Source organism: Rhizobium johnstonii 3841 (assembly GCF_000009265.1).
In the GTDB taxonomy this organism is placed as follows: domain Bacteria; phylum Pseudomonadota; class Alphaproteobacteria; order Rhizobiales; family Rhizobiaceae; genus Rhizobium; species Rhizobium acaciae.
This window is the reverse complement of the sequence record NC_008380.1, coordinates 1715540-1739418: the sequence shown is the minus strand read 5'-3', so window position 1 is coordinate 1739418 and position 23879 is coordinate 1715540. Positions and strand designations below refer to the sequence as shown.

The following is a 23879-nucleotide window of genomic DNA, read 5'->3' as shown; positions in this document are numbered from 1 at the left end:
TTTCGCTTGGTGACAACGAGCGACTACGCCCCATGAACAAGCTGGGCCCCATGAACAAGCTGGAAAAAGGCGATCAATTCGACGTGGAAGCACTGCGCAAGCAGGTCGCCGACGTCGAGGCGCGCAGCGGCGCGGGTCAGGAGAAGCCTTCCGACCCGACGGAAATCAACCCCTATGCCCGGCAGATCGCCGAACAGTTCCGCGACGGAACCAATTCGCCTGTGATCATCATCGGCCAATTGAGGCTGCTGGAATTCCTGGCGCTCTTCGCGATCGCCCTGATCGTCCACTATTTCTGGCCCGGTGACGGCAGCGATTCCACCTGGATGCGGACGGGCATGGCAGCGATCGCTTCGGCCCTGACCGTCATCGGCCTGCAGCTTGCCGACACCTACACCATTCCCGCCCTTCGGGCGAAGCTGCGGCTGATGCCGCGCATCGTCGCCGCGTGGACGATCGCGCTTCTCCTGACCATCGGCCTGTTCGCGCTCATTCGCGGCACCACATGGGCGATGGTCGATGCCTATATCCCGTGGTTCGCCGCAGGCGCGCTCTTCCTTGCGGCCGAGCGTTTCCTCGTCGCCTACGGCATCCGCAACTGGGCGCGCAACGGCATCATGGAACGCCGCGCCGTCATCGTCGGCGGCGGCGAGCCGGCCAAGGACCTGATCCGCATCCTCGAACAGCAGGCCGACAACGACATCCGCATCTGCGGCATCTTCGACGACCGCGGCGAGAAACGCTCGCCGATCATGGTCGCCGGTTATCCGAAGCTCGGCACCGTGGCCGAACTCGTCGAATTCGTGCGGCTGACGCGCATCGACATGCTGATCATCGCCCTGCCGCTGTCGGCCGAGGCCCGTATCTACGACCTTTTGAAGAAGCTCTGGGTTCTGCCGGTCGATATCCGCCTTGCCGCGCATGCCAACCGGCTGCGCTTCCGGCCGCGCGCCTATTCGCATGTCGGCTCGGTGCCGATGCTCGATATTTTCAAGAAGCCGATCCGCGACTGGGATTCCGTCGCCAAGCGCGGCTTCGACATCTTCTTCACGATCGTCGCACTTGCGCTGCTCTGGCCGATCATGGTCGCGACCGCGATCGCCATCAAGGCGACGTCGGAAGGCCCGGTCTTTTTCATGCAGAAGCGCCACGGCTTCAACAACGAAATCATCAACGTCTTCAAGTTCCGTTCGATGTACACCAACATGGCCGACCCCACCGGCAAGGCAGCGGTGACCAAGGGCGATCCGCGCGTCACCCGCGTCGGCCGCTTCATCCGCAAGACCTCGATCGACGAATTGCCGCAGCTTTTCAACGTCTTGAGGGGCGAGCTCTCGCTGGTCGGCCCACGTCCGCATGCCGTTCTCGCCCAGGCGCGCGATCGCGCCTTCGCCGATGTCGTAGAGGGTTATTTCGCCCGCCACCGCGTCAAGCCCGGTGTCACCGGCTGGGCGCAGATCAACGGCTGGCGCGGCGAAGTGGACAATGACGAGAAGATCAAGTTCCGCACGGCCTACGACCTCTACTACATCGAGAACTGGTCGCTCTGGTTCGATCTCAAGATCCTGTTCCTGACGCCGATCCGACTGCTCAACACGGAAAACGCCTATTGACCGCGATCGAGGCGACATATCCCCGTGTCGCCCAACCGCAGCGGATGACGCTGCGCCTGATCGGCTCGGCCTTCGTCGCCTTCGGCGTCTTCCTTTCCGGTTTCGTGATCGACGAGCCGGCACCTTATGAACTCTGGATGGCGGGGCTGATCGGCCTCTGGTTCATGCTGGGTCTCAGGATTTCGCGCAGCGTGGCGCCGCTGCTTGCCCTGCTGCTGACCTTCAATATCGGCGGCATGCTGTCGCTGACGCAGATGAAGGACCTGGCAACCGCGCCGATGTATATCGCGGTGTCGACCTTCCTGGCGCTGACGGCGGTGTTCTACGCGGCAATCATCGAGGACAGCCACAAGCGGCTGCCGCTGATCTTCAATGCCTGGACCTTTGCCGCCGTTGCCACCTCCGCGCTCGGCATACTCGGCTACTTCCATGCCTTCCCGGGCGCGGAAATCTTCACGCTCTACGACCGTGCCAAGGGCGCCTTCCAGGATCCGAATGTTTTCGGTCCCTTCCTGGTGCCGCCATCGCTCTATCTCGTCCACGGTGTCCTGGCCGGCGACCTGAAGAAATCGCCGCTGAAGGCCGCCGCCCTGCTCGTGCTTGCGCTCGGCATTTTCCTCTCTTTTTCCCGCGCCGCCTGGGGGCTCTTTGCGCTCGGCGTGGTGCTCTTGATCTTCATCATGCTGCTGAAGGAGCGCAGCGGCGCCTTTCGCTTACGCGTCCTGGTCCTGTCGCTGGCGGCGATCATCATGCTGATCGCGTCGCTGCTGGTGGCGCTGCAGATCCCGAAGGTCGCCGAACTGTTTTCGGCGCGCGCCCAGCTGGTACAGCAATATGACGGCGAACATCTCGGCCGCTTCGAGCGCCACCGGATCGGCTTCACCATGATGATGGAGCGTCCGCTCGGCATCGGCCCGCTGGTGTTCGGCACGATGTTTCCCGAGGACGAGCACAATATCTGGCTGAAATCGCTCACCTCCTATGGCTGGCTCGGCTTTGTCAGCTATGTCGGCATGCTTCTCTGGACGCTGGCTCTCGGTTTCCGAAACCTGCTGCTCGACCGGCCGTGGCAGCCCTTCCTGATGATCGCCTGGATCTCGGTTCTCGGCCATGCGACAATCGGCAACGTCATCGATATCGACCACTGGCGCCATGTCTATCTGCTGCTTGGCACGGTCTGGGGCTGCGCGGCGCTGGAAGTGCGCCACAAGCGCGAGCGAAGACTGAGGGGCGCGGCGTGAGGTCTTGCCGCCGACCGCATCGGCTGTCTATTTCGTCGCTCCTGCCGTCAAGCCGGCAATAAACCGCCGCTGGAAAATGAGATAAGTCACGATGAGCGGGAAAATGACAATCACCGCGCCGGCGGTCAGAACCGGCGTGTTGACGGTATAACGCCCTTGGAAAAACAGCATGCCGAGGGGCAGCGTCCGATAGTCGTCGTCGTTAACCAGGATGAACGGAATCAGAAACTCGTTCCAGGTCCATATGAACAGGAACAGCGCTAGTGTCGACATTGCCGGCACCATGAGTGGGATAACGATCTTGCGCAGGATATAGAAGCGTCCGGCGCCATCGAGAACCGCCGCTTCGAGAACCTCTTCCGGCAGTTGCTGCATCGCGCTGGCGAGGAAGATCGTCGAGAACGGTATCGACATCGCGATCTGCGGCAGAATGAGAGCCGCATAGGTGTTGATCAACCCCAGATACCGCATTTCATAATAAAGCGGGATGATGAAGGCTTCGGCCGGCACCATCATGCCGAGCGTCAGGATAGCGAACAGCGTGCGCCGGAACGGAAACGACAGGTAGGCGAAGGCAAAACCGGTCAGCAGGCCTAAAAAGACGCTTGCAGCAACGACGGGTATGACAACGATGATCGAATTCCAGAAGTAAATGTTGAAATGTCCGGCATTCCAAGCATCGACGTAATTTTCGAAATGCGGATATGCCGGCAGCGCGAATGCACCCTGCAGAACGTCCGCCTTGCTCTTTATCGAGGTCAGAAGCAGAAGCAGGAAGGGGATGATCGTTACGAAAGCAAGAAGCCAGAGGACAATGCGAAGGAATAGCGTACCGGCGGAGATGTTAGACCAACGGCTCATCAAGCCCGTCCTTTGTTCTGCGATCCCACAAATCGGTGAATTGCATAGTTGATGACGAATGTGAGTATCGCGCCGACAATGGCGATGGCCGCTGCGGCCCCGAACCGATTAAGCTCGAAGCCGAGCTGGTACATGTAGATGTTCGGCACGAGCGTCGCGTTGGCGGGTCCGCCCCTGGTCATTGTAAAAATCAGGTCGAAGCTCTTGATGGACGCTATCACCGTCAGGAGCAAAACCACCCTTATTTCAGGCAAGAGAAGCGGCAGCGTTATCCAGAAAAAGGTTTTTCGTGCCGAAGCGCCATCGACCTTGGCAGCGTCGAAAAGAGACGGGTCGATGCGCTGAATCCCGGTCAGGAAGATGACCATGCAAAAACCGAAGAAATACCAGGTGGCAACGATCCCGACCGCGGGAAGCACAAAATTGAAATCTCCGAGCCACGGGAGTGCGAAGGCGCCTAAGCCCACTGCTCTCAGAAACTGATTGAAAGGGCCAAATGCAGGATTATAGAGCCATGCCCAGATGATACCCAACACGGCGGTCGGCATGATATAGGGCAGGAACAGGAAGGTCCGGAGCGCAAGTTGTTCGCGCTGCTTCAGATTCCAGACGCACGCAGCAAGAGTTATGCCGAGCACGAGCGGCAGGACACAGTAGAAGATCATAAGCTCGGCATTGTTACGCAAGGCAATATAAAAACGGCTGTCAGAAAAGAGATCGACGTAATTGCCGAGACCAACCCACTTGGGCATGCTCAGGCCGTCCCAACTGGTCAGGCTCAAACCCAAAGCCGCGACGATCGGTCCAAAGACAAAAGCCGCGTAGAACAGCAATCCAGGCAATAAATAGATAAAATTGGTCTGTTGCGAGCCATCAAGTGCGGAGCGTTTCATCCATTACTCCATAAAGCTAAAGCTGTGGTCGTCGCGCAGCATGCCGATCGCAGTGTTCATTTATTTGGATCGACGAGACTGAGGTCACGACCGCAGGGGACGGCCGTGACCAGCGCCTGCAATCTTTTATTTCTTATCCTTCAGGTACGCCTGATAATCCTTGTCCATAGCATCGACAAAGGCTTCGGGCGTGATATTGCCGGACAGAAGAAGCGGCGTGTTGTCGTCTATTGTCTTCAGCATCGTCGGGCTCGACCAGTCGGGGTAATGGCCGAGGGCGTCGTTTGCGTTGAGTGTCTTCCACATTTCGATGCCGGAGCTGAGGAGCGGCGTGAGCTTTGGCTTTGCGTCAGCCGCGAGCGACGTTGCCGGAAGATAGCCAGCATTGGCCCAGGTTTCAGCAGCCTTTTCCGAGACCATATAATCGATATATGCGCCGGCCACGTCCTGTGTCGGCTTCGTTTTGGCAAGGCTCGTTATCGCCCAGGCAAGATCCACGCCCCCGACACTCATGGGCTTGGAAATACCCTTCGGAGCGGGAATCGCCATGAAGCCGATATCCGGATTGTGTTGCATGTCACCGAAATACCAGGTCCCGGAGATCAGGAACGCGCCCTGCCCGGAAATGAAAAGCTGGACGGCGTCGTCACCCGAGATGCCTTCGAAACCGGGGAAAAAATAACCGCCCTGTGCCCATTGCTGCACGAGTTTGGCGGATTCGATGTTCCCCTTGGTGTTCCAGGAGCCGCCCCGGCCGTAAATCAGATCGTCAAGCTCGGCACGATTGCTCGCGTCGATATGCGCCTGCTCGATGGCCCCGATCATGTGCAGGGCCAGATGCTGCTTTGCCGAGCCCATCATGAAGGGCGCAACGCCCTTTTCCTTCAGCTTATCAAGACCGGCCAACAGCTCCTCGAAGGTTTGCGGCAGCGCTACTCCCGCATCGCCGAGGATCTTTTTATTGTAGTAGAGGCCAACGATCTCGCCGAGGCCTGATATGCCGTAGGTCTTACCGACCCCAAATTTTCCATCTTCCCAGCGGTCTCGAGCAAGCACGGAATCCGACTGGCGCTTATCCCAGCCATAGTTTTTGATGTAGTCGTCGACCGGCAGGAGCAATCCTTCCTTGACCATCGCCCCCATGTCACCCGCACCCTGATTGACTTTCGTGATGACAGGGCCATCACCTGCCGAAACCGCAAGCTTCAGCGTCAACTTCATGTCGTCGAAAGTGCGGGCGGTGCGCTTGATCGTGACGCCGGGATGGGCAGCTTCGAACTCCTTGTTGAGCTGCTCTATGACCGCACTCTGACCTTCATAGGTTTGGTCATCCCATACAGCCAGGTCGTCGGCGCGCGTGGCTGTCGAAAGGCCAATACAAAAAAGCGCCGCGCCAGCAAGCGCGACAGCTGCTTTCAATCGGTATGCCGGCAGTATGCTGATCGATTTCACGGTTCTATTCATCTGCTCCACCTCATCTGGTTTATTCTCCACTCCCGTTCAGGCCTTGCGCCAAGCTGCGGCCGAACGTTTTCTTCCCCCAGAGCTTTGCCTGGCTGGCGAATCTGAGGTAATCGTCAATGCATCCGCTCCGCTCGCGACCTAAAAAGACAAAGCGCCACGCTGGAGGTGGCAAAGTGATGGACACCAGCTGCTTCATCCGCCCCGCGATTGAAGCGGATATCGACGCCCTTTTCGACATCTGCCTGAAAACCGCGAATGGCGGTGAGGATGCCAGCGCGCTTTATAGCGACCCGCATCTGCCCGGCTACATCTGGTCGGTACCCTACCTCAAATTCGCCAAGGACTTTGCCTTTGTTCTCGTTCAGGACGGCCGGCCGGTCGGCTATGTCGTAGGGGTGCCGGACACCAGCAGGTTCGACAGAGACTTGCAGACAAACTGGTGGCCGTTCGTCCGCCAGCAGATTGCGGGACTGGCACCCACCCGTCCGCGCGACGCCGACGTGATGGAACGAATTCAAAATCCGCGCAGCGGAACGGCTTGGCTTCAAGACCAGTATCCCGCGCATCTCCATATCAACATCCTTCCCGGACTTCAGGCAAGCGGTTGGGGGCGCAGGATGATCGCCACGGAGCTTCAAGCGCTTCGAAACCACGGGGTCGGAGCCGTGCATCTCGGGGTCGACCCAAACAATGAACGCGCCAGGGGTTTCTACCGTCGCCTCGGCTTTTCCGAATTCGAGCAGGATGGCTCCGTCGCCTTCGCAATGCGGATCGATGAGGGATCGGGTTGAAGCATTTCCTGGTTTCTCCGAGCCATGGAAAGGCCGTGTCTCAGGCTGCTTCGCGATAAGCTGTCCATCAGTCGAGGGCTTCATCATGAGAAAATCCTCGCCAGCCAGGTTCAAGGAGTAGGCGGCACGCAAAAAAGGAAATAGCCAGGCCAGTTCCTCTTTGGGCGATCTTGGCGGGCGCACGGCTAACCGGACGATAGGTATGGCGCATACTTCTCATCGACCCTCTTTATTTCATCGCGCATTTTCATCGCACGTTAATCCAAAGCCTACAGCTGGCCTCCCATTTGTCAAGGACATAGACAAATTACCTGCTTCGATGTATTGAATTCCGGTTAGTCGCGATAGTTGTGACTTAATATCGCGGCCATTAAGTATGCGCTCCGAACTAATTGGACTGAGCTAGCCGGATGGCACTGACATCTTCTGTCGCACAGACCCCGATCGCACGAAAAATTTCAACCAATGCCGTCATCCGAACCGTGTTCGCGAACGGGTCGATCTCTCGCGCCGATATTGCCAAGCTGACCGGCTTGTCAAAGCAGACGATTTCCGATGTCGTGCGCGACCTTGAAGATGAAGGATGGCTGAAACCAGTCGGGCAGACCGATGGTCGCCCGGGCCGGAATGCGATCACCTATGAAATCAATGCCAGGGCGGGACTGGCCGTCTCTATCGATCTCGGGAGCACCAAGATTGCTGCGGCTATTTGCGATCTGTTGGGGAACGTGGTTGCTGAAACCAAAGTACCCACCGACCCGCGCGGCGGAATGCATCTCGTCAATCAGTTCAGCGATCTTATCGTGGAACTCGCGTTTGCGGCCGGAACGACTGGCGACAAACTCCGTCTGGTCGTTCTAGGCAGTCCCGGTGTGCTCGATCCGGCCACCGGACATATCAACGTAGCGCCAAGCATCCCCGGTATCGACGCAATCAATCTGCGGCAAGTCTTCAGCGACAGAATGGGGATACCGGTGATCGTTGAAAATGACGTCAACCTGGCCGCCCAAGGGGAGAGATGGCGGGGACACGGTGTCGAAACCAGCAATTTTGCTTTCGTTGCTCTCGGCACGGGCGTGGGTATGGGCATCATCGCCAACGGAACTCTGTTGCGCGGCGCGCGTGGGGCGGCCGGCGAAATCGCCTATCTTCCGATCGGCGGAGATGCTTTTGATCCTGGTGGATTTACGCTTGGAACCTTTGAGAGTGCGGTCGGCAGCGTCGCCATGTTGCGCCGCTACGTCGGTTTCGGCGGGCGTAACGCATCCACCGTGGCCGATCTTTTCGCCGCGTTTAATGCAGGAGAAACAAGCGCCGCGGCTGCCATCGAAGAGACGGCAAGGCTGGTTGCAGTCGCTATTGCTGCTATCGGAGCGGCTCTCGATCCTGAACTGGTGATTACCGGCGGCAGCATCGGCTCAAGACCGGAACTCGTAAACGCCATCCGCGGTTTCCTGCCGCGTTGTACGCCTTATCCGCCGCGCATCGAGATCAGTCGCTTTGGGAACCGCGCCGCCCTGATGGGAGGAATGGGGATCGCGGTCGAGCGCATGCATGACGATCTATTTGGTGTCAAATTGAGGGAAGTTTGAAGAGCGCGTGCCTTAGAGCCAACGTGCAGCGCCGCCACTTGAGAAGCGCTGGAAATGCGCTAGATTTTCCATCATGATAACAGCAACGCAGATCCGCGGCGCGCGCGCCATGATTGGAATGAGCATCGAAGAGCTCGCCGCCGCCAGCGGCCTGCCGGTCGAGACTGTGATGGCGCTGGAAAATGGCGAATTCGCCGGCGAGCCGCACGCGCTGTTCGACGTACGCAGCACGCTCGAGGCGCACGGCATCATCTTCCTTTCCAGCGGCAATCAGGATGAAGGCGGCCCCGGCATCCGGTTACGCGCACGCACCTCCAGCGATGACGGCATCCGGCCGGAAAACCTCAACGCCGCCAACGACGACTGACGGAACCAATCGCTCGCCCGGACGTTTCACGGTCCCATAACATATCGGGGCTCATAACATATCGGGGCCTATCACATATCGGGGGCAGTCTCTTGAACCGCAGCAATGGTCTCTACGTCATCATCGGCGTTCTTGTCGTCGCCGTCATCGGCCTCGGCGCCTATATCTTCCACGAGGAAAGCAAGCCGCAAGGCATCGAGATGAGCATCGGCAAGAACGGTGTCTCGATCGAGCAGAACTGATCTTTAAAGATAGGTTTTTGCAAGGTCGGCGAGTTTGCTGCCGTCCTTCACGCCTTGCCTGTAGAGCTGAATGATGACCGCACCGATCCGCTCGGCCTCCGGCGTCGTCCTGGCGAGGCCACGTTCGTCGCAGACCTTGTCAAGGACCTGCGAAAGCAGATCGAGATCTTCTGAAAACAGCGGTAAATCATGCGGATGAATTGAGGATCGTAACATCACGCCGCATTTCCTCCGAGGGCAAACGCATCCACGCTTGCATCGCCGGCCGCCCTCCGCAACCGACCATAAAGTCATTATGCGCGAGGGTCCGAACTTTAGCAACTACGCAAATTTCTAGGGAACAAAATTATGGAACAAAATTTTATCCCGCGCGTTCCGGCCGCGTTTGGTAGCAGGAATCAGTGAGTGCAGACGTGAGTGAAAAACGCTTTCCCTCCCCCGTTCGGGTCGTTTCTCGAAACAGCAGCCTGATCGTTTCCACCGTCTGGGAGGCTGTCGAATATCTGAAGCGGTGGCCGAGCAAGCGTGGGCGCGATTATCGCGTTGCGCGCCAGCACTGCCTGGATGCGCTCGACGGACTGCGCAGCCCGCGCGCAGCACAGGCTTCCTTCATCACGGCAGCGAAAACGGCGGGATTGCTGGTGTAAGATCGTTAGCTGTTGCGTCCACCGCCGGCAGCGATGAGCTGAGGATGGACGGAGCCTTCCATGATCACCTTGGCGGTAACCTCAATCACCCGCTCCTCGGCGAGTTCAGCAAGCGCGAGGGCGACATCGCCTTCCGACCAGCCGGTTTTGACGGCCTCGTCCGACAGAGCCTGGAACGCGCTGGCGAGGCTCTGCCTGCAAGTTAGATTGTGCTTCATATCTGCCATGCTCGACTAGGCTATCTGTGACAGGGATAAATGTTAATCTACACATATTCACGAGAATGCGAAGAGGCTTCAGGTTTTTTTCAATCCAAAATTGGGTTGTTAACTTCCAAACTGGGTATAACCTTAATAAAAGGCAACAAATACCACCTCTCCCAACTGAGGCAGTACCAAAAAGAACTAAAGGATTTATTTACGATGCACCTTCAAAGGGTATTTCATCGCGTTATTTAGTTTAAATGGCCGAAACCGGCGGAGCCGGATGCAGCGGCCCTTTGAACCACAAGAATGCGGCAAAGCTGAACGCGGCCCGTTTTCAGCATCTTCAGGGCACCCTGTCAATCAGCTTCGGGATCCGTCGGGCGTGCTGGAGAATGTCTCGCGCTGTCGGTGCTGCCAATCGGCAGTGACGCTTAGTCGCCACGAACGCCTTCGGCGTTAATCACCGTAATACCACAACGACACCACACTCCCGTCAAAGTCCGCCGTACCATTGGCGGCTCACTTCTTCAGGTTTTCAGGAGGTAAAATGTCTATCGAACTGGACGCTACTACCTATATACACGCCAAACCGGCGACCGCCCATTCCTATATTCTGCCGGCCGTTGTCGATGTTCTCGAGAACAGTTTCCAGGAGGCAAAAGAAACGGCAGTCTTCGACCTCGGTTGCGGCACCGGCGGTGCTGCCGCCGTGCTTGCGGAAAAAGGGTATGACGTCGTCGGCGTCGATCCCTCGAAGGACGGCATCGCCAAAGCGAGAACGGCCCACCCCGATCTTCCACTGGAAATCGGTTCCGGTTACGAAGATCTTTCCAGCCGGTATGGGACCTTCGATGCGGTGATCAGCCTTGAAGTGGTGGAACATGTCTATGATCCCAAGGCCTTCTCGACGACCATTTACGACTTGGTGAAGCCTGGCGGTATCGCGGTCGTATCGACGCCTTTTCACGGCTACTGGAAAAATCTGGCTCTGGCCGTGAGCGGAAAAATGGACGACCACTTTATGCCTCTGAAAGACCATGGCCATATCAAATTCTGGTCTCCCGAAACGCTCAGCACGCTGCTCGTCGAAACAGGCTTCGAAGACGTCGACTTCGAATATGTCGGGAGGATTCCGCTGCTGGCGAAATCGATGATCGCGATCGCTCAGAAACCGCACTAAAGGCGGTCGAAGGATCTACCACCCTTTGCAATGGCGGCGCTATAGCTCGCCTGCACCATGAACAAATGACATTTTTGTTCGGGACGTTCGGCTCCCGTTTTAGCATTTCTGCCAATGCCTCGTTCCGTTTTCCGTCGCTAGCGGAACGACGAAAACTAACATTTTGACTGGGATTTCAAGGGGATAAATGGTCGGGGCGACTGGACTCGAACCAGCGACCCCTTGACCCCCAGTCAAGTGCGCTACCGGGCTGCGCTACGCCCCGACCTGCCGAAACGGCTTGCTTCGTTTAGTTTTTCAGCGCGTGCAATGCAAGCGGAAAAACCTTGCCTTCAACAAAAAGGAGGCGGTTTGCGCGATTGGTCAGATCGCCGCGAGCTTCAGCCGGCCTTCGGCGGTCTGGCGGGGCTGCCATGCCTGGTAGTTGGCGATCGAAAAATGCGGTGTTTCGAAGGGCGTGGCGTGGGTTTCGGTGATGACGGTGACGCCCGCGCCGGCAGCTTCGCCGGCGAGAATGCCGGCGACGGCATCTTCGAAGACGAGGCATTTTTTCGGGTCGACGCCGAGGCGGCTTGCACCGAGTAGATAACCTTCGGGGCTGGGCTTGCCTGATTTGACCTCTTGGCCGCTGACGATGACCTTCGGCATCGGGATGCCGGCGGCGGCCATGCGGCGCCTGGCGAGCTCGATCGGCGCCGAGGTGACGATTGCCCATCTGCCCTCAGCGATAGCGGAGAGGAAGCGGACGGCGCCGGGGATCTCGACGATGCCGGAGACATCCTCCATCTCCTCGGCGAGCAGCAGATCCGCCTCATGGGCCGGATCGACGCCGGGCAGTCCGAGCCCGCGGATAACGTCGGAGGCGCGGATGCCATGGATCGTCTTCAGGAAGACTTCCGGCTCGAAGCCGTGACGTCTTGCCCATTCGCTCCAGACGCGTTCGACGACGGCAATGGAATTCAGCAGCGTTCCGTCCATGTCGAAAAGGAAAGCGTCGTAGGACCTGTCGAGGATATCATGGAGAGCGGGCACGAGCGTTTCCTTGCGGGGTCCACAGCGCGCCGCTCGTCTTTGAAGACGCGCAAAGGACGCTGGAGCATTTTGAAGCTACGCAGGCGAGTAACGGAGAGCGGCGGCGGCGTCAACGTCAGTCGTTGACGTCGGGATGCGTGACGTTTCTAACGTCGGCCAGACCGCGCGCAGCATCACGGCTGCCGGTCGCGGCAGCGGCCTCGAAGATGCGGGTCGCATCGCCGTACATTTTCAGATTGAGGTAGCAGTAGCCACGCAGGACCATCAGGTCGATGCGTTCCTGCTGCAGCTGGGCGCGCTGATCGAGATAGATGAGGGTTTCGCGATAACGCCCGGCGTCGAAGGCCGAAAGCGCACGGTCGGCGAGGATCGCCACCTGAAGCTCGGCGGCGCGCTGGCGGTTCTGCGGCGCCTTGGTGGCCGCGACGGCGGCATTGCCAGAGAGGCCGGCGCGCAGATAGGCAAGGCTCTGGCCGTAGGCTGCATCTTCACGGACCTTTCGGGACGGGCTTTGCAATGCCGACTCGAAGGCCGAGATCGCCTCCATCGGCCGGTTGATATCCATCAGGCACCAGCCGCGCGACAGCGCGTCGGCCGGCTTAAGCTGCCCCGCATCGATGGTCGTCGAGCAGCCGCGCGTCTGACGCGGACCGCGTGGGACGTTCACTGTCTCCATAGATGGTCTTGCCGCGCGAACGACCACTTCCGACCCCGGCTGCAGGATCACGCGGCGCTCGGCCGGAAGCGGCTCGGCCGGGGGGTGCTGCGTCGGCTGAGCCGGTTGCTGTGCGGCAAGCGTCCCCTTCGCCGGCGGCGGCGTGACGGCATTCGGCATCAAGGAGGACGTGTCTTCGAGATTGGTGATCCGGCTCGACCGGCCGGCCCAGGCGCGCTGGAGGTCGAGCACGCCCTTGCGGTCGCTCAGTTGCTCGCGGGTGATGACAAGGCCATAGGCGGATGGTTCGTCATCGGGTTTCCAGGCAAGCGCCGTCTCGAACCAGCGCGCCGCGGTCTGGAACTGGTTGAGGGAGCGGGCATACCAGCCGAATTGCTGCGCCGTCGGCACATATTTCCGGGCGATGACCTCGCCAGCGATGCGGTGCAGCACGTCTTCGGCCAGATCGGCCGGCGGCTGCAACGCCATCAGGTTGGCGGTAGCGGCGAGATAGGTCGATGTCGCATCGTCAGAATCGGCGCGCCAGCGGAACATCACGTCCTCGGCTTCCTCAGGCGCCTTGCGGGCGATCAGCGCCAGCGCCAGCCCCTGCGAAGCGGCCGCCGAATCTTGCTTGGCTCGGGCGGCGCGGAACCATTTCTCTGCATCGGCATCATTGTTGCGGCGAAGCTGGTACCAGCCGAGCAGCAGCGCATCAGAGGCAAGCCCCTGCGTCTCGGCGAGTTTTTCGAGGCGGGCAATATAATCGGGCGCGATGGCGAGATTCGGTTCGTCATCGCCCTCGGCCATGAAGCGTCGGGCGAGGTTATCGCGGATCGCATCGAATTCCTTGCTGCCGTCTGCGGCAGGCCTCTCCAGCGCGAGCAGCGCCTGCATCGGCTGGTAGGCAAGCAGCGTCGAAGCCTTCTCGACCGTCGCCTGCCGCTCGGCCGGATTGGTACAGTTCTTCAGGATATAGGTGTAGGCGTCCTGGCCGCGCTGCGCCCTCTCCGTCTGGATGAAGGCTTCGGCGACGCGCCAGAGAACGTCGATCTCGCTGCAGGTTAGCAGGCTCGGTGTTGCAGCAGCGATATCGACCACAGTCGCATATTGCTTGAGGTCCGAAGCATTGACGAGGCGGGCACGGCCCTCGGCGACGTCGAGCCGGTCGAGCAGATCGGCCGGCGGCTGCCATCCGGCATCGGCTGCCTGGCGGTCGGCGACGGCCTTGCGCAGCTCCGCATAGCGGCCATCCGAGTAGAGCTGCCACATGGCCTCGAGCTGCTTGTCGCCATTCTGCGGCACGGCGAGCGGATCGGCCGGGGGAACCCAGTTGGGGTAGAGCGCCTGAAGGCGGGAGATTTCGGCCTGCAGGCGCACCTTGTCGCCGCGGCTGGCGAAATAACGAAGTGCACTTTCATCGACGGCAGGCTGCGGCGCCGCGGCCGCCTGCTGTGGTGCCGGCGGCTCGGAAACGATGGGGGGTGTGACTGGTGCCGGCTGGGCGACCGTCTGAGCCGGCGGAGCAGCCGTCTGAGGTGCAGCAGGCTGCGATGCGGCGGCATCCGGCTCGGACGTGTCCGGTGCTGGCGGCGGGGAAGTGATCGCCTCTATCTTCTCGGCGACGAGTTCCGCATTGAATTCGGGATTGCCGGCAGTACCATCCGTCGGCTTGATGCGGCCCATCATCATCAGCTCCGGCGCCGGCTTGCCGGCAGACGCGAGGCCGAATTTTTCCTGCAGAGCGGCACGATCTTTCAGCCCGGTGACGAGGGTCGCCACCACGATTGCCGCTGAAATCGCCACGAGAGAAGACTTCACAGACACTCCGGATGCTTCTCCCCAATATAGGCCAGCCCCAGCAGCTGAAGCGTGGACGGATAATAGAGTGCGGGCGCAAATTGCAGGGCCGAGCCCGGCAGCTTGGTCCCATCGACTACACAGGCCACAACATCGTTAACAATTCTATAACCGGGATCCGGCAACACGGTCTTCGGCCGGCCGGTGGTCAGATCGATGGTGGCGGGAACGCCGTCTTGCGACATCCCCTCGCGCAGATGGGTCAGCAGCGCCTTGTCGGTGACGCCGCCACGAACGAGATAGAGCGGAATGCGGATGGCATTATAGGCAAATTCCGCATCGAAACCTTCGGCCGGCTGCGGCTGGCCGTTGAGACTCACCCATTCGGCGGGAAGTTTGCGCGGGCCGAACTGCATCGTTTTCAACAGCGTTAGGCCATCGTCCGACAGTTTTTGCCAGGCATCCGACGGCGCGAGCGCCCCCATCACCGGAATCGCCTCGTAAATCCAGTAGGACGGGTTGACGACAGGACCGTCCTCACGGTCGGTAGCGGCAAAACCCTCACTCCCCGGCAACAGGAGTGTGTGGCCGGACGCGTGCACAACGGTTTCGGCAAGCAGCGCCTGCGCCATGCGGGAGGCGGCGAGGATATAGTCGTTGCGTTTCCACGCCGTGCCGGCGAGCGCCAGCGCATAGGCGATCAGCATGTCGCCATCCGAGGCATTGTTGGTGTCGGTGACATGCGGCTTGACGTTCGGATCCCACTTCCAGACAGCCAGGCCATCGTTGCGCAGCAGCAGCTCCGTGCGCGTAAAATACCAGATCTGCTCGAAGTCGGCAGGGCTGGCTGCGAGATAGGCGAGCAGCATGCCATAGCCCTGCCCTTCGCTGTGGCTGATATTGCCGTTGCCGTTATCGATGATACGGCCGGTCGCATCGAGAAACTTCGCCTTGTAGGCCGACCATGCGCCGGCATTGATCATCGCCTGCTGCGCAACGGCGGGCGCTCCCCCGGGAGCGAGCGCGACCGATGCCGCCAACAGGAGTGCGCGCCACCGCCTCATTTCGACCGACCCAGTCTTCTGAGCATGCTTGACGTGGTGACCCCGATCAACAGCACGAAGACGACCAGCAGGGAGGCATAGGAGAGGATATTCGTCGACAGCCAGTTGGCGGCGATCAGGCGGTAATTGGAGATCGACCAGGGTGTGGACGGCACAAAATCGAAACGGGTGACAGGCACGGTCTCGATCTTGCCTGTCTTGCTCGAATAGGTGGTGATGTGGCCTGATATCTGTGGCCAGTTCAGCTGCGCGGTCAGAACCTCCAGCCCTTCGCGCAGGTCCTTCGCCGACGGCGCCGTCACCACCGTCCATGCAGCGGCTCCCGCAGGGCTGGGGCCCTGAGCAACCAAGATCGTGTCGACATTTGACGGCGTGAAAACCTGCTCCGCGCCGGGCACGAATTGCAGCGAACTGCGGGAGATATCGAAATTACGCGACACCCACTCGCGGAAGGCAGTGATCCTGTTGCGCAAGACACCGCCGCTGACCTTGGAATTCCACTCCTCGAAAGCCGTACCGGTATCGACGACGCCCGCCTGCGTATCGGCCACGGGACGCCACGAGGCCTGGCTCGCCGTGGCGATATTGGTCTGCGTCAACGCGGTTGCCGGCATCTGCGAGACGGAGCCGATGAAGATGGCGTCGCGATCGCCGATCGTATTCGGCGAGGCGACGGTTTCGACGTCGATCGGATGGCCGGCGGTGATCGCCATCTGGCCGAGCAGCGTGGCGGCGGCTGAAAGCGTATCGGCATCGACGCGATCGATGAAGAGCGGCGTCGGCTCCGTGGCCCGACCATAGGGATAGGCGGTACCGGCCATTGCCGCCAGATTCGGACGCTGACCGACACGGGCGAAATCCGGAATCTGCAGTTCGGACGTATCGAACAGGGCAAAGCGCGGGGTCGCGCCGGCGGTCGCGCCCGGCGCGCAAGCCGCATCATCCTTGGTCATCAGGATCGCCTCGATCGCCACCGAATTGAGACCGGGCTTGAAGTGCCGCATCGTCACGCGGATCGGCAGATGACGGAGAATGCCGCCTGATGTCGTGGTGATCGGCACGGTGGAGGCGATGTTGTCGTTGACGTAGATATCGATGTGGCTGCCGGGCATCACGTTATCGGTATAGGCGGCGTCGAGCAGCACCTTCGCTTCGCCATAGGCATTGGCATAAAAATCGGCCGGCACGGCAATATTGAAGCTGGTCCGCAACCGCCGCCCGGAGAATTCGGTGGTCTTCACGCCGATCTGAGACAGGGCGATGTTCGTATCGGAAAAGACCAGCGGCGCGTTCGGCGCGCTCCAGCGCTCGGTGGTCAACACGTCGCGGCGGATATCCGAGGGCCGGTCTGTCGGCGAGACGATGGTATCGATCGCCGAGGAGACCGCCTGCCAGGAGGGGCCGCTGATCAGAAGCACCGGCGAGCCGCTGCGCGGATCGGTGGCGAAAGCGGCGAATGCCGCGCTTTCGGCACCGGGCGGCAGGCCGGGAAAGAGCGGCCGCAATTCCGCTGCGGTACCGACCAGCACGCTGAGCTTGCCAGGCCCGGCGGCGGGAAGCGAGGTGGTACTGAAGGCGAAGATCTGGTTCGGCATGCTGCTCAGCACCGACAGGCCCTGCGCCAGTCGCAACAGCGGCTTGGTGGTTCCCGGCTGCTCTAGCGCCGGGACAACGATGTCGAACTCGGTCTTGCCAGCGCCGTCAACGCCGATGGCGCGGATTGCATCGGCGCTCGACAGCTGGGCGGCATCGCTGCCGGCAAAGCTTAGATAGGTTCCGGCCGGATCAATGTTCGACCACAGTTCATAAGTGGACTGGATGCTGCAATCGGTGCGGTGGCGCTGGTTGGCTTCAAAGGTGACAAGATTGGCGCCAGGCTGCAGCAAACCGGACGGAACCTCGAAGGTGATGGCCGACGGGCCATCCGGCGAGCCGACACGCTGCTGGCCGATCGGGCGGTTGTTGAGATAGACAGTCAGCGCCGAGGCCTCAGGCGCGACGACGATCGCATTCTGGTAGGCGAAGGTGAAGCTTGCCTTGGCCGCCGCCTGTTCCGGCGTCAGATAGACCGACCATGACCGGCGATCGTATTCGCCGCCGAGACCAAGTTTCGAAAAGGGCACGACATAGCGACGGACATCGCCGGAGCGGGGCGGCGCAGCGGTATTTGCCGCCGCGGCTGGCTGGAGCGCGGGCGGCGCCGGTTGCGGCTGGACGGTGATCGTCGGAGGAACAGGTGCGGGAGCAGGAGCAGCTGGAGCTGCAGGTGCAGGTCTGACGGAAACCGGAGGCGTGACGGGAACCGGCACAGGGGTTGTCGGCGGCGTGGGTGGCGTCAATCTCGGGGTAACGGATGCCCCGGGCGGCCGCTCGCCGGACATGTCGAAGGGCGCCGTCTGCGCCTGGGCGAAGGCGGAGGCATTCAGCAGGAGAAGCGAGGCAGCGACGATCTTTCTCATCCGGCGTTGACCTTTGCCGCCTTCTGCTGGGCTTCCCGCTCCGGCCGCATGCTGCGGAAGAAGTAAATGAGGCCGCGGCTCGTCTGGTAGAGCGACAGGCCGAGGAACCAGATGGTGCCGCGGATCAAGCCCGGATTGCGACGGCGCGAGGCCTGGAACTCTGTCCACTGATCGGAATTGGCAAACATCAGGTCGGCGATCAGGCGATGGTCGAGCGCGCTTTTCGGCACGTACTGGCAGCCGACATTGCTGATGTCGCCCGACGGCTCGATGTTGCGGACGATGAGCGGCAGAGTTTCCAGTTCCGCGCCGCTATAGGGCCGGAAGCGGATCTCTCCGAGTGCGCCAACCAGCATCTCGTCGAGCTGCTTGTTGAAGATGTGAAGCCTCGCACCGTGGACGGAAACGTCCTCGATCGAGGCCGCGTACCACTTGCCGTTGACGCCGAATTCGCAGCGCCGGTTGACGCGGACGCGGCGGGACAAGGCGCGCTCGCCGCGCTCCGACACGACGCCCAGCGCGCAGCCGGCCATAATCAGGTTGATGACGTTCCATCCGCCGACGACAAGCGTGACGTCGGCCTTATAGGGCTCTGCATAGATCTTGTAGATGGTGATGATGAGCGCGACGATCTGCACTGCAAAGATGACGAAGAACGGACGGCTGATTTCCGACAGACGGCTGACGGCGATCGATTCGTCCTTGGCGGTGACCTTGAAGGTCGGCTTCCTCGGATTGAGCATGACGGAGACGACAGCCGGTAGCAGATGTACGGTCTGGACATATTCGTAGAGCTCGGAAATCCAGGGCCAGCGGAACGACCCGTAGAGATAGTTCTGCATCATCAGATTCACGAGCATATAGGCAAGCGTATAGGCGAGGAACTCGCCGCCCGAGGCGGTGAAGATTTCCAGATCGAAGAACAGGTAGAAGAGCGGCGCAAACAGGAAGATCGTGCGCGGGAACGGGAAAAGCCAGAAAAGCGTGGAGGACATGTAGCAAAAGCGCTGCGGGATCGTCAGGCCGCGTTTCAGAAGCGGAAAGCGGAAGCGCAGAATCTGCATCATGCCCTGGGCCCAGCGGCTGCGCTGGCCAATGAAGCTGGCGAAAGTGGCTGGCTGCAGGCCGGCGATCAGCGGCTTGTCGACATAGATGCTGTTCCAGCCGCTGCCGTGGAGCGCCAGCGCCGTCTCGCAATCCTCGGTGATGCTGATGCCGCTGAAGCCATTCTGCGATTCAAGCGCCTTGCGGCTCAAAACTGCGGCCGAGCCGCAGAAGAAGGCAGCGTTCCATTTGTCGAGGCCGCGCTGGATGATGCCGTAGAACATCTCGTTCTCGCTCGGCATCTTGTCGAAGGTGCGCAGGTTGCGCTCCAGCGGATCGGGATTGATGAAGAAGTGCGGCGTCTGGACGAGGAAGAGCTTCGGATCGTCTTCGAAGTAACCGACGGTCTCCAGCAGGAAATCGCGGGCCGGCGCGTGGTCGGCATCGAAGACGGCGATGAGTTCGCCGGTCGAATGTTTCATGCCGTTGTTGAGATTGCCGGCCTTGGCGTGCTCGTTGCGGTCGCGCGTGAGGTAGTGGACATCGAGATCGTCGCAGAGTTGCTTCAGCTCGATATGGCGGGCAGCCGCCGCCTGGGCTTCGAGCAGCTTGCCGGAATTGCGCTTCTGCAAGGTGCCGCCGTCGTCGAGCAGCCAAACATGCAGCTTCTCGGCCGGATAATCCATGGCCTTGGCGGCGGCCAGCGTGTTTCCCAGCAGGCCTGCATCCTCGTTGTAGGATGGCACGAAGACGTCGACATGAGGAAGGCGCCCGGGATTGGCGGCACGCGAGGGGCGCGACGGCAACGGTGTGGCGACGATGAACAGGCTGAGCGCCAGCATTGCGACGCTATACATTTCGGCAAGATAGAGCAGCAGGCCGGGAATGAAATTCTCAGGCTGGTTCAGGGGCGGTAGCGTATTGGTGGTGCGCCAGTAGACATAGCGCAGCACGATCGACGTGCCGAAGGCGAGCGCCACCAGGCGCCAGGTCCCCTCGCCCTTCAGAATCTTAATCAGCGCCATCACAGTCACGACCGTGATGCTGGTGATGAGCTGGGTCTGCAGGTTAACCGGCAGCGTGATCAGCACGATCATGCAGAGCGAAACCACGGCCCATATGATGACACTGCGGGCTTTGCGCATCGACGTTCCTTCGAAATTGCTCAACCGGGGCACCATCTGGCGCCCGCGGGCATGCTCACTAGAACAGGATGATTTTAGGCCGGGTCGGCCTAAAATCTGAATCCTGTTCTAAATTAAAGAGTTAGAGCATGATGTCGTCCGAAAACCGCTCACACTTTTCGGCATCATGCTCTATCTCCGGCAGGCGGCCGTCATGGCCGCGTCGCCTATGCAGTCCGGCGAAGGCACGGTGACGCCGATCGCCCTTACCGATTGTTCGATTGGCGCAGCGGCCGCAGCCGGCCTTGCGCTCGTCTGTGGCGCCTCGCCCGGCAGCGGCACGCGCGGGCCGATGGGTGCCGGCACCGCTGCCACACCTTGAGCCGGTTGCGCGGTCGAGGCGCTGCGAACGGCAGCTGCCCGCGGCCGGGTGACAATGGCAGGCGCCGGCTCGTAGCCGATCGGCATCGGGCTGGCGCGGTAACCGCCCTCGTCGGGGTAGATCGGCACGCCGGTGCGCCCGAGTGCAGCATCGGCGGGCGGCGGATTGCCGTAAGGGTTCCAGATCTCGCCGTCGAAGGTGCCGGTGACGGTGTAGCCATAGACGATGCCAAGCAGCTGGCGCTCGCTCGCTCTCGCATCGCAAAGGCGCAGGCGCAGCTGGATCATGCCGAAATTACGCGCCTGGGTATTGGCGTTGGTGCTCGAGCGGATCTGCTGCCAGGCATAGAGGCAGGTGTCGCCGGCACGGCTGCGGCCGGAGGCATAGCCGAAGGGGCCATAGGCGTTCTGCAGGAAGGTCGCCGAGCTCGCCATCGGCACGCCCGGGGCCGAACGGGCCACCTCGCGGGCAATGCCGCTCTCGTTGATCACGCTGAAGCCGGCATTGCCGGCGCCGGGATTGGCTCCGGAACCGCCGAAGAACTGGACCTTCAGGGAATTCTGACCGGGCACGGAGGATGAGGTAAACAGCGAAATCGTCTGCTCGACGCCGTTGCCACGCTTGCGCTCGACAACGCTGACGATCGATGGGCCGCCCGGCGGCGGCAGGACCAGCGCCTTTTCAGGGGCTACGGTTTCCGGCGCGGAAGGCTGGCGCACACCGCCTGTCGATGTGCAGCCGGCCATCATGCCCGCCACGGCCACCAACAATATCGTCTTCCGCAAGCGCATGTCTCGAGCCGCCGCAATCGTCTTTCTAGAGATCCATTCGCAAGCCGAAACGCGACGGATCGTCGAATCAACGACCGGTTGGTCGTCCGTTCAGAATAAACGTCCAACATGGTTAGCGAAAAGTAAACAAGCGAGCTCTAACATCACCATCTGGACTCTTTTCGAACGCTGCTCAGACAGATCAACCGTATGATACAAAAATTAATTTAGTAACACCTTAAATTCTCTCATTGCGGCTGTTACTGCTGTCGCGAAAAGCCCGCGGGGAACTATGCCGCATGGCCAGCGTTGCCTTGATGTCTCAGGTAGGAAAAGGAGAAATCCCATGCGCAAGACCATGCTGGCTGCGGCCGCCATTCTGACCATCAGCTCTGCCGCCTTCGCGCAGAGCACCGTCATCGTCACAGATCCCGCACCGACCGGCTCCGTCGTATTGCCCGGCGAGGTGCGCACCTATGTGATGGAGCAAAACACACCTTCCGTCGTCTATGATGGCGATATCGCTGTCGGCGCGACGCTGCCCGATACCGTCGAGGTGCATACCGTGCCTGATATCGACGGCTACGGCTATACGGTCGTCAATGAGCGACGCGTGATCGTCGAGCCGAAGACGCATCGCATAATCCAGGTCCTGGAATAACCCGATCTTGAACTGTGGACGTGCGGCCGTATTTCGGCTTCACGTCCTCTCATCTTCCATCCTCGCCGGTACATTCAGAAGTTCGCGGATCTTGTGGGCGAGCTGCTCCAGGCTGAAGGGCTTGGCAAGCAGGGAAACGCCGTGATCGAGCACACCGTTGTGGACGATGGCATTGCGGGTGTAGCCGGTCGTATAGAGGATCCGGATCGCCGGCCATTTTTCCTGGACGATATCGGCAAGCTGGCGTCCGCTCATCTGCGGCATGACGATATCAGTGAAGATCAGGTCGACTGCCGCATTCTGGTCCAGAAGCATAAGCGCCTCCATGCCACTAGCCGCCTGCAACACGGTGTAACCGAGTTCATGCAGGCTTTCGGCAGTCATGGTGCGGACGTTCTCATCGTCCTCCACCACCAGAATCGTGTCTTTGACGCTGCCGTGAGGAAGCGGCTGGGCGCCAACGACGTTCAACCGGGCATCCGCCGTACCGACATGACGGGGAAGATAGATCTTCAACGTCGTGCCCCTGTCGATCTCTGAATAGATCTTGATGTGGCCGCCGCTCTGCTTGATGTAGCCATAGACCTGGCTGAGGCCGAGACCTGTACCTTTGCCGGGTCCCTTGGTCGTGTAGAACGGGTCGAAGGCGCGTTCGATCACCTCCGGCGACATGCCGGTGCCGGTGTCGGTGATGCTGATCATCACATATTGGCCTGCCTCGACCTCCGAATGCATGCGCGAATATCGCTCGTCGAGTTCGGTATTGGCGGTCTCGATCGTCAGATTTCCGCCGCCTGGCATGGCATCGCGAGCATTGACGGCAAGGTTCAGGATGGCATTCTCGAGCTGGCTCAAATCGGCAAAGCTCGGCCAGAGGCCACCGGCAAGCACGGTCTCGATCCGGATGTGCTCGCCGAGCGTGCGCCGCAGCAGCTCCGACATGCCGCCGACCAGCTTGTTGAGGTCGATCACCTCCGGGGCGAGCGGCTGTTGGCGCGAGAAAGCGAGAAGACGCGCAGTCAGCACCGCCGCCCTCTGCGCGCCATCTCTGGCGTTCTGGATGGAGTATAAAAGGCGGGGATCCTCGTTGCCGGTCAGGCGCCGCTGGGCGAGATCGAGATTGCCGATGATGATTGCCAGCATGTTGTTGAAATCGTGGGCGACACCGCCGGTCAGCTGGCCGATCGTTTCCATCTTTTGCAACTGGCGGACCTGCGCCTGAGCGGCAGCATTCTCTTCCATCTCGTGCCTGAGCTCGGCAGTGCGCTGCACCACTGTCTGTTCGAGGCGCGTGTTGAAGCTGTTGAGCTCGTTGCGAAGGCGGCTCTGCCTGCCATGGGCGATGATGATCATCTCCATCAGGCCGACGATGATCATGGCATTGATGAGATAGGTGGAAAGGCCGACCCATTGGCCGGCGCTGGCCGGCCAGAAAACATTGTGCGGCTCGACAAAAAACTGCTGGACAATGAAACCGGCAACCAAGGTCGCGACAAAGCCCGGCCCGGCGCCACCTATGAAACTCGCGAGCAATATCGCCGGCAGGAAGCTCAGGAAGGGAAATCCGGAGAGAGTGTCGCTGGCGGCAAGCCTCAGAAGAAACGTCAGGCCAACAAAGGCAATGGCCAGCGGATATGTATAACCCGGCCTGTGACGCAGCCAATCCGTGGCACTCAGCAAATCCATTCGACACCCCTTCTTACAGCGCCGCGCGTCTTTTCGAGAGCCGCAAAAGACGCTGTAACACATTGAATTTCTGCATAATTTTGTCCATAAATCGATTCAGATTTA

Annotated in this window: 21 protein-coding genes and 1 tRNA gene; 9 read left to right on the top strand and 13 right to left on the bottom strand. The window is 60.4% G+C overall.

The window, feature by feature from the left end:
• The first annotated feature begins 50 nt into the window (after window positions 1-50).
• Window positions 51-1613 (top strand): undecaprenyl-phosphate glucose phosphotransferase, encoded by a 1563-nt coding sequence (locus tag RL_RS08620; RefSeq protein ID WP_011651337.1) that lies wholly within the window; start codon window positions 51-53, stop codon window positions 1611-1613.
• Entirely contained in the window at window positions 1610-2854 is a 1245-nt protein-coding gene (locus tag RL_RS08615; protein ID WP_011651336.1) for an O-antigen ligase family protein, read from the top strand. The genes RL_RS08620 and RL_RS08615 overlap by 4 nt, the downstream gene beginning before the upstream one ends.
• A 27-nt stretch (window positions 2855-2881) precedes the next feature.
• Here RL_RS08615 and RL_RS08610 read toward each other — a convergent pair whose 3' ends face one another.
• From RL_RS08610 to RL_RS08600, 3 genes are all read right to left on the bottom strand, one after another.
• On the bottom strand, window positions 2882-3715 hold the full coding sequence (locus tag RL_RS08610) for a carbohydrate ABC transporter permease (protein ID WP_028741411.1): 834 nt from the start codon (window positions 3713-3715) through the stop codon (window positions 2882-2884).
• On the bottom strand, window positions 3715-4608 hold the full coding sequence (locus tag RL_RS08605) for a carbohydrate ABC transporter permease (protein ID WP_011651334.1): 894 nt from the start codon (window positions 4606-4608) through the stop codon (window positions 3715-3717). The genes RL_RS08610 and RL_RS08605 overlap by 1 nt, the downstream gene beginning before the upstream one ends.
• 126 nt (window positions 4609-4734) lie before the next feature.
• Window positions 4735-6072, bottom strand: coding sequence for an extracellular solute-binding protein (locus tag RL_RS08600; protein ID WP_011651333.1), 1338 nt, complete (start codon window positions 6070-6072; stop codon window positions 4735-4737).
• Between the two features lie 176 nt (window positions 6073-6248).
• Between RL_RS08600 and RL_RS08595 the strand changes: the two genes are divergently transcribed.
• From RL_RS08595 to RL_RS40105, 4 genes are all read left to right on the top strand, one after another.
• Window positions 6249-6863 (top strand): GNAT family N-acetyltransferase, encoded by a 615-nt coding sequence (locus RL_RS08595; protein WP_041936246.1) that lies wholly within the window; start codon window positions 6249-6251, stop codon window positions 6861-6863.
• 410 nt (window positions 6864-7273) lie between these two features.
• Window positions 7274-8455 carry an ROK family transcriptional regulator gene (locus RL_RS08590; RefSeq protein ID WP_011651331.1) on the top strand — a complete coding sequence of 394 codons (1182 nt, stop codon included), beginning with the start codon at window positions 7274-7276 and terminating at the stop codon, window positions 8453-8455.
• A 73-nt stretch (window positions 8456-8528) separates the two neighbouring features.
• Complete coding sequence (locus RL_RS08585; RefSeq protein ID WP_011651330.1) at window positions 8529-8822, top strand: helix-turn-helix domain-containing protein; 294 nt, start codon at window positions 8529-8531, stop codon at window positions 8820-8822.
• A gap of 92 nt (window positions 8823-8914) precedes the next feature.
• A complete protein-coding gene (locus RL_RS40105; RefSeq protein ID WP_012756918.1) occupies window positions 8915-9064 on the top strand; it encodes a hypothetical protein in 150 nt (49 codons plus the stop codon).
• A gap of 3 nt (window positions 9065-9067) precedes the next feature.
• On the opposite strand, the gene RL_RS08575 is transcribed toward RL_RS40105, so the two are convergent.
• On the bottom strand, window positions 9068-9280 hold the full coding sequence (locus RL_RS08575; protein ID WP_041936245.1) for a hypothetical protein: 213 nt from the start codon (window positions 9278-9280) through the stop codon (window positions 9068-9070).
• 197 nt (window positions 9281-9477) lie between these two features.
• Here RL_RS08575 and RL_RS08570 point away from each other — a divergent pair, with 197 nt between their 5' ends.
• Window positions 9478-9711: a DUF982 domain-containing protein gene (locus RL_RS08570; protein ID WP_028741415.1), complete on the top strand. Its 234-nt coding sequence runs from the start codon at window positions 9478-9480 to the stop codon at window positions 9709-9711.
• A 5-nt stretch (window positions 9712-9716) separates the two neighbouring features.
• Here the strand turns inward: RL_RS08570 and RL_RS08565 are convergent, their stop codons facing one another.
• Window positions 9717-9938: a hypothetical protein gene (locus RL_RS08565; RefSeq protein ID WP_011651328.1), complete on the bottom strand. Its 222-nt coding sequence runs from the start codon at window positions 9936-9938 to the stop codon at window positions 9717-9719.
• Between the two features lie 526 nt (window positions 9939-10464).
• Between RL_RS08565 and RL_RS08560 the strand changes: the two genes are divergently transcribed.
• On the top strand, window positions 10465-11097 hold the full coding sequence (locus RL_RS08560) for a class I SAM-dependent methyltransferase (RefSeq protein ID WP_003547253.1): 633 nt from the start codon (window positions 10465-10467) through the stop codon (window positions 11095-11097).
• Window positions 11098-11285: 188 nt separating this feature from the next.
• On the opposite strand, the gene RL_RS08555 is transcribed toward RL_RS08560, so the two are convergent.
• The 7 genes from RL_RS08555 to bcsN form a co-directional block, all read right to left on the bottom strand.
• Window positions 11286-11362, bottom strand: a tRNA-Pro gene (locus RL_RS08555).
• Window positions 11363-11460: 98 nt separating this feature from the next.
• Window positions 11461-12129: an HAD family hydrolase gene (locus RL_RS08550; RefSeq protein WP_011651327.1), complete on the bottom strand. Its 669-nt coding sequence runs from the start codon at window positions 12127-12129 to the stop codon at window positions 11461-11463.
• 115 nt (window positions 12130-12244) lie between these two features.
• Complete coding sequence (locus tag RL_RS08545; RefSeq protein WP_041936244.1) at window positions 12245-14605, bottom strand: cellulose synthase; 2361 nt, start codon at window positions 14603-14605, stop codon at window positions 12245-12247.
• On the bottom strand, window positions 14602-15648 hold the full coding sequence (locus RL_RS08540) for a glycosyl hydrolase family 8 (RefSeq protein ID WP_011651325.1): 1047 nt from the start codon (window positions 15646-15648) through the stop codon (window positions 14602-14604). The genes RL_RS08545 and RL_RS08540 overlap by 4 nt, the downstream gene beginning before the upstream one ends.
• Window positions 15645-18107, bottom strand: a complete 2463-nt coding sequence (locus RL_RS08535) for a cellulose biosynthesis cyclic di-GMP-binding regulatory protein BcsB (protein WP_011651324.1) — start codon at window positions 18105-18107, stop codon at window positions 15645-15647. Before RL_RS08535 ends, RL_RS08540 begins: the two co-directional genes overlap by 4 nt.
• A complete protein-coding gene (bcsA, locus tag RL_RS08530) occupies window positions 18104-20296 on the bottom strand; it encodes a UDP-forming cellulose synthase catalytic subunit (RefSeq protein WP_032992619.1) in 2193 nt (730 codons plus the stop codon). The genes RL_RS08535 and bcsA overlap by 4 nt, the downstream gene beginning before the upstream one ends.
• Before the next feature lie 171 nt (window positions 20297-20467).
• The gene (gene bcsN / locus RL_RS08525; RefSeq protein WP_041936243.1) at window positions 20468-21448 is read right to left on the bottom strand and encodes a cellulose biosynthesis protein BcsN; all 981 of its coding nucleotides are present in this window, start codon (window positions 21446-21448) and stop codon (window positions 20468-20470) included.
• A 325-nt stretch (window positions 21449-21773) separates the two neighbouring features.
• Between bcsN and RL_RS08520 the strand changes: the two genes are divergently transcribed.
• Window positions 21774-22088 carry a DUF1236 domain-containing protein gene (locus RL_RS08520; protein ID WP_011651321.1) on the top strand — a complete coding sequence of 105 codons (315 nt, stop codon included), beginning with the start codon at window positions 21774-21776 and terminating at the stop codon, window positions 22086-22088.
• A 39-nt stretch (window positions 22089-22127) separates the two neighbouring features.
• Here RL_RS08520 and RL_RS08515 read toward each other — a convergent pair whose 3' ends face one another.
• Window positions 22128-23774 (bottom strand): ATP-binding protein, encoded by a 1647-nt coding sequence (locus RL_RS08515; protein ID WP_011651320.1) that lies wholly within the window; start codon window positions 23772-23774, stop codon window positions 22128-22130.
• Window positions 23775-23879 lie beyond the last annotated feature (105 nt).